Raw genomic sequence first — 12,591 nt, 5'->3', positions numbered from 1 at the left:
CATCTATATCGGAGATCGGTTCGATATCAATCAACGGCTGTCGATTAGTGGCGGATTGCGGTACTCATTCTTTACGTATCTGGGTCCGCGCTCCGTCTTTCAATACGCGCCCGGCCTGCCAAAAACTGTAGCAAATATCGTCGATACGGTCACCTATATACGTAACAAATTTATCAACACGTACCACGGTCCGGAGTATCGATTATCGCTACGGTATGCGCTCTCTTCTTCGGCTTCGCTGAAAGCCAGTTTCAACCGGACACGACAGTATATTCAGATGCTGTCGAATACGACGGTCATTTCGCCCACCGATATCTGGAAACTAAGCGACCCGAATATAGGCCCGCAGATTGGTGATCAGTATGCCCTCGGATTTTATAAGAATAATCGCGCTAACACGATTGAAATGTCGGTGGAAGGATATTACAAAACCATGCAGAACATGCTCGACTTTCGAAATGGCGCTACGTTGATTCTGAATCATCATATCGAAACCGACGTCGTGAATGCACAGGGAATGGCGTATGGAGTTGAATTTCTGGTGAAAAAAATGACCGGCAAGCTAAACGGCTGGCTGAGCTACACGTATGCCCGAACACTGCTGCGCACAAACGGAAATATAGGTTCGGACGTCATCAACAAGGGCGAATATTACCCAAGCAGCTACGACAAACCGCACGAAGTAACGATGATCGGGTACTACAAAATAAACCGTCGGTTTAGTATCTCGCTCAATTTTACCTACAGCACCGGGCGGCCCATTACGTTGCCTATTGCCAAATACACAGTCGATAATGCGCTGCGGTTGCTGTATTCAGAGCGAAATCAGTATCGCATTCCCGACTATTACCGCGCTGACTTTGCGATGAACATTGAGGGAAATCATAAAATCAGAAAGCTGGCGCATAGCTCCTGGACGATTGCCGTTTATAACCTGACGGGCCGCCGGAATGCGTACTCCGTTTATTTCAAATCAGAGAATGGGGTTGTAAATGGATATAAGCTGTCCATCTTCGGGCAACCGATACCCTCCGTTACGTACAATTTCAGATTCTAGGTTTTGGTGTGTACTGCTACGTATGAAAAACAGAATGTATCGACAAATTATTGGATGGTTTCTGGTGCTTCTCGTCGGGGGCTGCGTCGATCCTTACCGTCCGGCAGAAATTACATCGCCGGATAGTTATCTGGTGGTCAATGGTTTTTTTGACAGCGCCCCCGGAACAACAACCAGGATCACTTTATCGCGGTCGCAGAACCTGTCAGATCCAAAAGCGCCCACTGCCGAAACCAGGGCCCGCGTAACCATCGAAAGTGCACGTAATGCAATCTATACGCTTTCCGAAGGAAGCGGGGGCGTTTATTCGTTGTCGGGCGTAACGCCGTTGTCGGGCGAAACGTATCGTCTGCACATCCGTACGGCCAGCGGAGGAGACTACTATTCCGATTACGTGCCGGTTCTTAAGACGCCCGCCATCGACAGCATTAGCTGGTATCCTGAAGATGATGGGTTGCAGATTAATGTAAATACGCACGATTCAAACAACAACACCCGGTATTATCGCTGGGAGTTCGACGAAACCTGGGCATACGTAGCGGCCTATTATTCGTCGTATGAGTACGATCCAAAAACCCGGCAAGTGAATCCCCGAACCGAAAACGTGTACAACTGCTGGGGAAGCGGCAACTCCAAAAACATTATAGTTAACTCGACCACCCGGCTTAGTCAGGACATAGTGAGTCAATATCCGCTGATCAGGATACCGAGCACGTCAATTAAGTTTCAGGTGAAGTACAGCATCTTGGTCCGGCAGTATGCGCTGAGTCAGGAAGGTTACAATTACTACGACCAACTGGCGAGAATAACGCAGAATATCGGTTCGATTTTTGACCCGCAACCGTCGCAGGTTACGGGGAATATCCGTTCGACGAATAAGCCTGCGGATCTGGTGTTAGGTTTTTTTCGGGTAGGCGACATCGTAAGCAAGCGGATTTTTATCAGTAAAACGCAACTTCCTCCTTCCTGGCGGGCTTACACCGGGAATCCCTGCGAGGTAGATACGTTAAGTCTGGGGGAAATTCAGGATTTGCAACCGGGTATTATTAACATCGTCGACCCCCCGCAATCCGCACAATATACGACGTCATCCATTGACTGCGTAGATTGTCGAATAAGGGGGGGCGTTAACAAAAAACCTGAATTCTGGGAGAATTGAGATCTCGGATTCGAACGGATACGCCAGTTCGACCGCGTTACAAAAACATAAGGAAATATGGCTGCAAATCGGTTTTGGGGTGGTCTGTTGCTGCTGAGCTACCTGTCTGGCTTCGGGCAAACGCCGGCATCAGTCAATACGTTGGTACAGTCGTTTGATACGTATCGGCAACAGACTTTGCAGGAAAAGCTTTTTGTGCACACCGATCAGGGGTTTTACTTTACCGGCGAAACCATGTGGTTTAAGCTTTACTACGTAGATGCTACGCTCCACCAGCCAATTGATCTTAGCAAAGTAGCTTATCTGGAACTGCTTGATAAAGAAGGTAAATCTGTATTGCAGACCAAAATTGAGTTGACGAAAGCTGGAGGGAACGGGTCGTTGTTTTTGCCTTCGTCGGTCAACTCAGGTACGTATCGGCTGCGTGCCTATACCAACTGGATGAAGAATTTCAGCGCCGATTACTTCTTCGAAAAGAACGTAACCATTATCAACCCGTTCAAACGATTAGGCTTGCCATTACTACGTGAACGGGCAAATTACTATATTCAATTTTTTCCGGAAGGAGGCAGCCTGGTTCAGGGAATTACCAGCAGAGTTGCTTTCAAGGTTGCCGACGAATCCGGAAAAGGAGTTGGAGTTCGTGGCTGGCTGTTAAACGCTCAGAACGATACACTTACCCGGTTGTCTGCGCACAGGTTTGGCATGGGGTCTTTTACATTTACTCCTTCGGATAACGTAACGTACCGGGTGGTTGTCATGGACGAGAAAGGTCGTTCGTTTACGCGTCCGCTACCCCAAATCCAGCCACAGGGATATGTTCTACGATTGGAAGAAAACGGGGCTGAGCAACTGAAACTTACGGTTACGACAAACGTAGCGAACCCGTCGGCTGTGTATTTGCTGGGGCATACGCGGCAAGTTATTAACGTAGCAGAAATGCGATCAATTCAGCGGGAAACTACGTTTTTGATCGACAAAAAAAAGTTGGGTGAAGGCGTCTCGCATCTGACGGTTTTTGATGCAGAGCGCAGGCCGGTTTGTGAGCGATTGTATTTCAGGCGACCCAAAAACCCGTTAGCCATTACGCTGAAAACCGACCGGAAAGACTACACGTCCCGAACGAAGGTGTCTCTGGAAGCGGCTGTGCAGGGGCGAGCATCCATGGCTAACCCCGCTACGTTGTCGATGGCCGTTTACCGAATCGATTCACTGGCTACGGTCGATTCGGGTTCGATTCTGAGCTATTTGTCGATGACCTCTGATTTGCCGGGATTGATTGAATCGCCGGATTATTATCTGCAATCAGAAAATGCTGCCGTGCAGGAGGCCACTGATCATCTGATGCTGACACACGGATGGCGTCGTTTCCGTTGGGATGCTATTCTAAAACAACCGACGGCCAGTAAACCGACGTTCCAGTTTTTGCCTGAATACAACGGCCCGATCGTTGAAGGAAGCGTAACTGACCCGTCGTCTGGCCAGCCCGTACCAAACATCATTACGTATCTTTCTTCGCCGGGCAAGCCCATTCGGCTTTACGTGTCCCGAAGTGATTCGTTGGGCCGTATCCGCTTTGAAATGCAGGATTTTTATGGGCCGAAAAACCTGATTGCACAAACCAATCCTGTCGATAGTATCAACAAAATAACAATTGATAACCCTTTTGTTGCTACGTCGACGAAGGGGCAACCGCCGGAACTTTCGGTAACGGAGTCGCAGAGCGATCAGGTGCTGAGTCGGAGTGTAGCGATGCAGGTGCAGGGAACGTATTGGGGCGAACGGGCAATCCAGTATCGTTATCCGACGGTCGATAGTACGGCATTCTACGGAAAGCCCAGGGAGAGTTATTTACTAGATGCCTACACGCGATTTCCGCGAATGGAGGAAGTGTTACGTGAATATGTGCTGGGGGTAATGCCCCGTAAAAAGCAGGAACACTTTCAGCTATACGTACTGAACGAGCCTTACCGGGAAACGTTCAATGATCTGTCGATGGTCATGATCGACGGAATTCCAGTTTTCGACATGGACAAAATCATTGAATTCAGTCCGTTGAAAATACAAAAACTCGATGTCATGACGAATCGATACCTGTTTGGCCCGGTTATGTTCAATGGAATCATCAGTTTCCAGACCTATAAAGGCGACTTGGCGGGTTTTCCACTCGAACCGAATCTGCTGAAGGTTGACTATGACGGTTTACAACTTCAGCGGGAATTTTACAGCCCGCGTTATGATACAGCCAAACAACTCGAAAGCCGTTTACCTGATGGTCGAACCCTGCTTTACTGGAACCCGAATCTACAAGCGGATAACAGCGGCAACAGTCGCGTCGAATTCTTTACCTCCGACCAGCCCGGTACGTATCTTATCGAAGTAAACGGCTTGGCAAAAGACGGTACGGCCGGAAGCCAGCGAGTACTGTTCGAAGTGAAAAATACGCCAAAGTAGATTGACACTTTACTCCCGCAGTTACTTACGCACCGTATAGATTCATCGCCAGAAAATCATTCCGAAATTTGCCTTTAGGATCAAACTGTTTTACGAGTTCTTTGAATTCGTCCAGCCTGGCGTAACGCGATTGCAACGTAGCAGGTGCTAACGTAAATAGCTTTCCCCAGTGGGGGCGGGCCTGAAAAGGAGCCAGTTCTTTCTCGATCATCGGCAATACTTTCTTAACGGCGGGCCAATCCTGTTTCCAGGTAAAATGAATGGCTAAACTGGGCTGTATGTAGCACGGACTCATCCAGAAATTATCGGCGTCGATGGTACGTAGTTCCGAAATAAACAGGTGTGGGCTAATGTGATCACGTAATCGCTCAACGGCCAGGATGGCTTCTACCGCATTTTTACGCGGCACGAAATATTCGGACTGCAATTCCTTACCGCTGCTTGGCGTAAAGCCCATCCGGAAGTGAGGCAATCGTTCGTACCAGGGCCCCGGCACGCCCATTTGCTCGGTGCAGTTAACGGCTGAGAGTTCAGCAATGGGATGGAGGTTTTTGGTTGCGAGTTTAGCGCCATAAAACTCAGATTTCGGTTTTGGAGCATCTCCTTTTTCAAGCAGGCTTTTTATCCAGACTTCGTTGATCCGTTTCTTCTGCCAATCGGTGAATAAACTGACGCTGTAGCCACTTGATACAATAGCCTCGAAGTGATCTCTAAGCTGATCCAGCGGTAGATTTTCGTAGACGTATTGCCGCATCTGGTACGTTGGCTGAATGTCGAGCGTAACCTTAGTAATGGCTCCCAACGCACCCAGTCCCACAACAGCACCCCGGAACGTATCGCCATCTTTTGCGCGCGAAAGTGTTCGAACTTCACCGCTGGCAGTAATGATTTCGAGGGCCGCGACCGCCGTAGAAAGATTCCCGTTTTTAACCCCGGAACCGTGCGTCGCTGTGGTACAGGCACCCGCAATCGATATGTGCGGTAACGAAGCCAGATTATGCAGCGCATAACCTTTTTTGTCGAGGTAAGGAGCAAGCTGGCCGTAACTCATTCCAGATTCGACCGTCACCGTACGTGCCTTTGGATCTAGGGATATGACCTGATCCATGTCTCTGAGCGAGATAAAGTTATGCTTACTGTCGGCAATATTATTAAAGCAGTGCCGTGTTCCCAGCACTTTCACTTTATCGTATTTTTTGATGAGTTCCTGCGTATTTTTTACCGAATTTGCTTTGTAAAGCTTATCGGTGCTATACTCAAAATTACCTGCCCAGTTTTTTAGTTTTTCAGCGGCAAACCATTCCGACAGAGGAGAAAATACAGGAGCGGCCATTAAGGTCGATGATAGTTTTATAAACGTTCTTTTCTTCATGGAGGTAGGGCTTTCTGCGAAACTAATTGGATAATTTGATAATGATGACGCTTTTCTTAACAAATTCGAAAAGAACGTAACGAAATCCTAACCCCGGCGATTTTGCTTTGACACATAGTATTTGTTCTGAACAGGTCAGGTCATAAAAAAAGGCTTCTGAAATCATTTCAGCAGCCTTTTTTTATGACGTTACGTAACGATTACAACCATTTCTTGTATTCGTTGTGAGTGATTTTCTCAACGAGAACTTCCGCCAGTGACTTAGCCTGTTCCTGCTTCGTTTCTGACTTGCCTTTCGTTTCAACGGTTACATTGATAATGTGATTGTTGTATAGCACGTGCATCGCCCCGGTTGTGGCGTCCCAAACAGCTTTGTCGCCCACATTAGCAACGGCTTTATAGTTGCCTTTGCTAACGGCTGGTTTGGTTAATGGGGGCGTAGCGGCCGACTCACCAGCGTGTTCCGGGTGCTTGTCGTCGGTGTTATGGTGCGTTGTATCAGCAGCGGATGTTTCAGAGTTTGTTCCTTCGGTCGCCGGGCCCGTGTCTGCCGAGTCTACCAGCATTTGCTCCGAAACCGGTGCTGTAATGGTTTCGGCAGGTGCACCCTGAAACATTCTATCAAAGACGTACTGAGCCTGATTAGTAGAAGAAAATGGTTTTGCTCCACCAAAGGCCACGATAACTTTGTTTCCAGCCCACTCAAATTCACAACCTTCGTGGGTATGCCCTTCGCTCAATTCTGTCTTCTCATCCAGATTGAACGTAGTGCGGATATACTCTTCACCCAAAATGTTGCAAGGCTCGTCGTAGTTGAAATCGACCGAAAGCGTATTGACGCCTGCTACTTTCCTGGCCTGAATAGGGCTGGCCTCCATTTGGGTGGCCGGATCGGAGGGTGAACTAGGGTCATTACACGCAAAGCAAAGTACAGGAAAGGCGAGTATCAGTGTTTTGATTTTCATAAGATGTTCTGAGAAAGCCCAAAAATAGCGTTTTCTTAAATACCATTTGTGTTGGTCTGATGTTTTTGATGCTTCTGGTAATTTAACTGCTTCAGTCTTCTGATGGCTATTCGCCTTCCTGGCTAACGTAATATAGAAGTGAAATGCGGTCGATATATCCGATAACCGCATTCGTTACGTAGTTTTACAAACGAATTGCCGTGTTCATGTTTGATATAGAAACCATTCCGCTTCCTCCTGGCCGTAAGGTATATTTTGCTTCCGATTTTCACCTTGGTGCGCCCGACCCTGCACGAAGTCGTCAGCGCGAACGGCAAATCGTTCGCTGGCTCGATCAGATTCGGACCGATGCCGAAGTGATTTTTTTAGTAGGAGATGTATTCGACTTCTGGTTTGAATACAAAAAAACCATTCCTAAAGGATTTGTGCGGCTGCTCGGAAAACTGGCCGAACTGACCGATGCGGGCCAGCGTATTATTCTCTTTACAGGGAATCATGATATGTGGATGGAAACGTATTTTACCGACGAAATGGGCATACCGGTCTATCGCCAGCCTCGTACGTACCATATTGGTGATAAACAATTTTACATCGGCCACGGCGACGGACTCGGTCCCGGCGACGAAACGTACAAGAAGCTCAAAGTCGTGTTTGAGCACAAACTGGCCCGAAAACTGTTTCGGTGGCTACATCCTGATATTGGCATTTCGATTGCCAACGCCTGGTCAAAACAGAGTCGGCTGAGTCATTATGACGAGATGGTTGCGCGGGACCCAGAAGAAGAATGGCTCTTTCAGTACAGCCGGACGTTGGAGAAGGAGCGCCATCACGATTACTACGTTTTCGGGCATCGGCATGTTCCCCTTAATCTGGAAATTGGGCCAGACAGTCGATACGTAAATATCGGTGAATGGATATCAGCTAAGACCTACGGCGTTTTTGACGGCAAAACGCTTGAGCTTAAGAAATGGATGGAATAGAGTTAGCGCTTCCCGAACTAGTTTCCGTCCTGCAGTATATCTTTTCGTGATACGTTTTCCCGGGGCGCTTTGTTGAGTTCGCTGCGCCATTCCTTGTTCTTGAAGTCGCCACGCTTAACCGAGCGAATGAAATTGGCCCAGGCAAACGGATTGGTAAAGGAAAAGCTTGGTGTCTGGGAACGTCCGACCACGGATTCACGCCCGAAAAACTGCTGATTCACAAAGTTCTGATGATTTGCCAGTGCGCCCATCGGCATTGTGGCGGCCTGGCGCATAATCGCTTCCGGACTGGTGTTACGTGCCAGGGCTTCCCGTTCTTTCTCGTCGGGGAGCTTTAAATTCACAAAAGCGTCTTTGAATAGCTCTTCCGTCGCGTATGGATACACCTTTACCTCGGCCAGTGTTTTTACATCTTCCTGCAACGCGACAACTGCCGAATACGTAAGGTCAGTTAATCGACGCGGGATAATGTGGTACTGCGTTTTGAAGCCGACGTAGCTAAATATAACACTATCGCCCGGAAAAACGGGTAAGGCAAAGTAACCGTTGGGAGCCGACAGAACTCCTTTGCCTGCTTTAGGAATATAGATGTATGCGCCGGGTAAAGGCTCATTGGTGCGGCCGCCTGTCAGAAAGCCGGTGAACGTAATCTGCCGTTCCTGGCCTTGCGCCTGTGCCGAAGAAAACAGGCCACCCAGAAAAAAAATCACCAGAACGAACCCGATTAACGTTAGTAAATTTTTCATACACCTTCTATCCATTCTACAAAGTAAACGAGGAAAAGGCAAGATATGGTTTCGGTTACCCGAATTTTAAGAATTTTAACAGGCTTACAGAGCCATAATCTGATCACGCAAACAGCTTCAAAAACGTAATAATGAAGGGGGCGGCCAGCAATAAACCATCGAACCGATCTAAAAAGCCTCCATGACCCGGAATGCTGCTCCCGGAGTCTTTTATTGCGATGCTACGTTTAAATAACGATTCAACCAGATCGCCGTAGGTTCCGGTTACAACAATAATCCCACCCACGCAGTACCACTGCCAGGGTCTGAGTTCCGGTGCCCAGAAAGCCAGCCCTAACGCAACTAATGCAGCCGCGGCTGCACCGCCCAGGGCGCCTTCCCACGATTTTTTTGGTGATACGCGTTCGAACAGTTTCCGACGCCCAAACTTTGTTCCGGCAAAATAAGCCCCAATGTCGCTGGCCCAGAGTAAGAGCAGGCAGCCCGTAATCAGCATGGGGTGGAATCCTCCGCCACGTAGCGCCAGAATAATAAGCAGCGCAAACGGCATAGCTACGTAAATAATGCCGAGAAACGTAAAGCCAATATTGGTGAAGGGTTTCATATCCCGCTTTTTGTAGAGCTTGATCAGGAAAATCATGGATGAAGCCGGACAAATCAGGAAATAATGCCCCATACTGATGCGGTCGGTTTCAATAAAATAGGCGAGCACGCAAATCATGACCCCGACGAGCGTTCCGTAGGCAGTAAGCGGTTCGAATCCGTCAAGACCAAGTAATCGGTAAAATTCCCGTTGAGTAAGGGCGCTGATAACGCAGAAGAGTATGGTGAACGTCCAGTCGGCATACCAGATCATGAACAGAATAAAGGGAACCCCAACTACAGCGGCAATGACGCGCTGCTGAAGATTCGACAGGTTAGCTAAACGTTGCTTCATTCTCTAAGATAACTTTTGCCAGGATTGCGTCTTTGGCCAGTACGTGAACTTCGCTTTTACCCGAACCGATCGTCGGATAGCTGCTGCTCTGTTTGTTGATAACCACGGCCGGAATATCATGTTCGAACAATAACGCTTTTGCCAGTTCAGCCCGATGGGGCAAAGGAGTAGTATAAATTGATTCCCAGGTTTCGTTCATCGTATTTGATTGGTAGGGGCCGATCACTACGTGGGGCGGTTAATTTTTCTAAAATAATATAACAGTCCTACCGTAAAGACGAAGGCTATGAGTGCATTGAGGAGAGGTACCGATTCCGTGCTTTCGATATTCATAGAAATCATTTTCTTCTGATACAAATAGACCATGAACACGGTAAAACCATTATTGACAAAGTGAGCCAGAATGGCTACCCACAGATTGCCCGACCACAGATACAAATAGCCAAACAAAGCACCCAGGAGCATGCGGGGAAAGAACCCCAGAAACTGTACGTGGATAGCGCTGAACAGGGCCGCAGCCAGCCAGATTCCGACGTGTGCATTGCCTGTCCAGTAACTGAAATTGCGTTGCAGAATCCCCCGGAAAAGCGTTTCCTCGCCGATGGCTGGGATTACCGCAATGACCAGTAAGGCTACAAGAAGCTGGCCGGTAGTCCGGAACGTAGTGAGGTATTTGGTGATACCTTCCAGATTCTTTTCTTTGTCACGAATCCATTGTTCGATAGGGGCCAGCGTTTCGGGTAAATGCAGGTTTTGATTCCACTCGATGATCAGGCCATCGAAAGGCATAAACGCGACAACAATTAAAGCGACCAGTACCAGCCCCGCCACAGCCGAAACGGGGCGTGGATTAAACTGTTCCCACGTCCGTCGTTCAACAACGTACCAGTAGAGGAGGGAAGGCAATAAAAAGGTACCCAGGTGGTTGACAGCCTGCAGAAGCATCAACTCGTACCAACTGTTTGGGGAAGTTGTTGGATTGGTTGCCAGGTCGCTCAGATACACTTGCGCCTGCTCAAAGCCCATCCCTTTGCTGAGAGCCAGAATAACAAACAAGAGTAATGTACTGACAACACCCCCGATGAGGACGAAACCGACGAGCATAATCAGCCCGCCGAGCGTTGGTGGCCGTAATGTGGAGCCTTCCGGCGTATAGATGGATTGCATATTTCCCTGTAAATTTACGTACTCGTTCGCATAATCACCATAAGGGAACCATTTCTGCCTTCGGATTGTGCTAAAACGTACCATTTATCATTTTCCTGAGGCCAGGTACGATCATGTAGTGATACGACTATTTCTGATGATAAATGGCTCTGGAATGAGTTGAAGAGAATGACATTAGCAAGAATATGGTAACAATCGGCAATATACAACTCCCGGATTTCCCACTGTTACTGGCGCCTATGGAGGATGTGAGCGATCCGCCATTTCGGGCCGTTTGTAAAGCCAATGGGGCCGATTTGATGTATACCGAATTCATCTCGTCGGAAGGGTTGATTCGCGACGCAGCGAAGAGTGTCCAGAAGCTCGATATTTTTGAATACGAACGACCCATCGGGATTCAGCTCTTTGGCTCCGACGTAGAAACGATGGGCGAATGCGCCCGAATTGCCACCAAAGCGCAGCCCGACCTGATCGATATTAATTATGGTTGTCCGGTCAAGAACGTAGCGTGCCGGGGGGCCGGAGCCGCGTTATTGCAGGACATCCCGAAAATGGTACGTATGACTGAAGCCGTCGTGAAAGCAACCCATCTACCCGTTACGGTGAAAACCCGGCTCGGCTGGGACGATCATACGAAAAATATCGGCGAAGTGGCTGAGCGGTTGCAGGATATTGGCATCAAAGCGCTCACGATTCACGGCCGTACACGCGTGCAGATGTACAAAGGCGAAGCCGACTGGACGCTTATTGGGCGAATCAAAGAAAACTCACGTATACAGATTCCAATTTTTGGGAATGGCGATATTGATTCACCCGAAAAAGCCCTGGAATACAAAAATCGCTACGGTGTTGACGGGGTTATGATTGGCCGGGCAAGCATCGGGCATCCTTGGATTTTCAATGAGATCAAACACTTTGCCCAAACAGGCCAGCATTTATCCGCGCCAACTATTGCAGACCGCGTTTCTGTTTGTCGGCAGCATCTTGATTTCTCGATTCGCTGGAAAGGTGAAATTGTTGGTCTGTTTGAAATGCGTCGTCACTACGCCAACTATTTTAAAGGGCTCCCCGATTTCAAACCGTATCGAATGCAGCTAGTCACAACCGATTCGTATGATGGCGTAAGGGCGATACTGGACGAAATTCAGGAGAAATACGTGGTTGAATTAGTATGATAAAGGAAAGAAGAAAAGATTCTATTATTTTTCGCTCGCTCTTTATTTACTCGTCTCCTTATGTATACTGCTACCCTTAACAGCCAAACACTAACCATTGATTTCCCGACAGATGGGCCTACGCTAAATGGTGAGCTTTTTGCCTGGGATTTGGTCAGGTTGTCAGACCGGACGTTTCATATTCTACATCAAAATCGGTCGTATACTGCGGAAATTATTGACCTAAATGCGCTCGAAAAAACAGTTGGGCTAAAAATCAATGGCCATATTCATCAGGTGCAGCTCAAGGATCGATTTGATCTTTTACTTGAAAAAATGGGAATGAGCAGCACGGCAAAAGTCAAAGTAAATGATTTGAAAGCACCGATGCCGGGCCTGATTGTAGGTATCAATGCACAACCTGGCGAATCCGTCAATAAGGGCGACAGTTTGCTGGTACTTGAGGCCATGAAAATGGAAAACGTACTGAAAGCTGCGGGCGATGGTACCATTAAGGCGATTCGCATTGCCAAAGGCGACCGGGTTGAAAAAGGACAGGTTCTGATTGAGTTTGTTTGATTGCGGGTTGATCAGCTGAGC

12 protein-coding genes are annotated in these 12,591 nt (G+C 48.2%); 6 read left to right on the top strand and 6 right to left on the bottom strand.

The annotated features are described in order from the left end of the window. From ACOJS8_RS11850 to ACOJS8_RS11840, 3 genes are all read left to right on the top strand, one after another. The coding region (locus ACOJS8_RS11850) for a TonB-dependent receptor domain-containing protein (protein ID WP_420148751.1) at positions 1–1,057 on the top strand (1,057 nt) is incomplete at its 5' end. 22 nt (positions 1,058–1,079) lie between these two features. Further along, the gene (locus tag ACOJS8_RS11845; protein ID WP_420148750.1) at positions 1,080–2,216 is read left to right on the top strand and encodes a DUF4249 domain-containing protein; all 1,137 of its coding nucleotides are present in this window, start codon (positions 1,080–1,082) and stop codon (positions 2,214–2,216) included. A gap of 57 nt (positions 2,217–2,273) precedes the next feature. Next, the gene (locus tag ACOJS8_RS11840) at positions 2,274–4,670 is read left to right on the top strand and encodes a hypothetical protein (protein WP_420148749.1); all 2,397 of its coding nucleotides are present in this window, start codon (positions 2,274–2,276) and stop codon (positions 4,668–4,670) included. Positions 4,671–4,695: 25 nt separating this feature from the next. Here ACOJS8_RS11840 and ACOJS8_RS11835 read toward each other — a convergent pair whose 3' ends face one another. Both ACOJS8_RS11835 and ACOJS8_RS11830 read right to left on the bottom strand, forming a co-directional pair. After that, complete coding sequence (locus ACOJS8_RS11835; RefSeq protein WP_420148748.1) at positions 4,696–6,042, bottom strand: D-arabinono-1,4-lactone oxidase; 1,347 nt, start codon at positions 6,040–6,042, stop codon at positions 4,696–4,698. A 200-nt stretch (positions 6,043–6,242) separates the two neighbouring features. Next, positions 6,243–7,007 carry a hypothetical protein gene (locus ACOJS8_RS11830; RefSeq protein WP_420148747.1) on the bottom strand — a complete coding sequence of 255 codons (765 nt, stop codon included), beginning with the start codon at positions 7,005–7,007 and terminating at the stop codon, positions 6,243–6,245. A 206-nt stretch (positions 7,008–7,213) separates the two neighbouring features. On the opposite strand from ACOJS8_RS11830, the gene ACOJS8_RS11825 reads away from it, so the two are divergent. Further along, entirely contained in the window at positions 7,214–7,987 is a 774-nt protein-coding gene (locus ACOJS8_RS11825) for a UDP-2,3-diacylglucosamine diphosphatase (RefSeq protein WP_420148746.1), read from the top strand. A gap of 17 nt (positions 7,988–8,004) precedes the next feature. Here the strand turns inward: ACOJS8_RS11825 and ACOJS8_RS11820 are convergent, their stop codons facing one another. The 4 genes from ACOJS8_RS11820 to ACOJS8_RS11805 form a co-directional block, all read right to left on the bottom strand. After that, on the bottom strand, positions 8,005–8,733 hold the full coding sequence (locus tag ACOJS8_RS11820) for a carboxypeptidase-like regulatory domain-containing protein (RefSeq protein WP_420148745.1): 729 nt from the start codon (positions 8,731–8,733) through the stop codon (positions 8,005–8,007). A 103-nt stretch (positions 8,734–8,836) separates the two neighbouring features. Continuing rightward, the gene (locus tag ACOJS8_RS11815; RefSeq protein WP_420148744.1) at positions 8,837–9,670 is read right to left on the bottom strand and encodes a phosphatidate cytidylyltransferase; all 834 of its coding nucleotides are present in this window, start codon (positions 9,668–9,670) and stop codon (positions 8,837–8,839) included. Further along, positions 9,651–9,869, bottom strand: a complete 219-nt coding sequence (locus tag ACOJS8_RS11810; protein ID WP_420148743.1) for a putative signal transducing protein — start codon at positions 9,867–9,869, stop codon at positions 9,651–9,653. Before ACOJS8_RS11810 ends, ACOJS8_RS11815 begins: the two co-directional genes overlap by 20 nt. Positions 9,870–9,895: 26 nt before the next feature. Continuing rightward, positions 9,896–10,837: a CPBP family intramembrane glutamic endopeptidase gene (locus tag ACOJS8_RS11805; RefSeq protein ID WP_420148742.1), complete on the bottom strand. Its 942-nt coding sequence runs from the start codon at positions 10,835–10,837 to the stop codon at positions 9,896–9,898. A 185-nt stretch (positions 10,838–11,022) separates the two neighbouring features. On the opposite strand from ACOJS8_RS11805, the gene dusB reads away from it, so the two are divergent. Together dusB and ACOJS8_RS11795 are read left to right on the top strand one after the other, a co-directional pair. After that, on the top strand, positions 11,023–12,012 hold the full coding sequence (gene dusB / locus ACOJS8_RS11800) for a tRNA dihydrouridine synthase DusB (protein ID WP_420148741.1): 990 nt from the start codon (positions 11,023–11,025) through the stop codon (positions 12,010–12,012). Positions 12,013–12,072: 60 nt separating this feature from the next. After that, a complete protein-coding gene (locus ACOJS8_RS11795) occupies positions 12,073–12,570 on the top strand; it encodes a biotin/lipoyl-containing protein (protein ID WP_420148740.1) in 498 nt (165 codons plus the stop codon). The last annotated feature ends 21 nt before the right edge of the window (positions 12,571–12,591 follow it).

Source organism: Spirosoma sp. (genome assembly GCF_048594605.1).
In the GTDB taxonomy this organism is placed as follows: domain Bacteria; phylum Bacteroidota; class Bacteroidia; order Cytophagales; family Spirosomataceae; genus Spirosoma.
The sequence above is the reverse complement of the archived record's forward strand: the minus strand, read 5'-3'. Positions and strand labels throughout refer to the sequence as shown.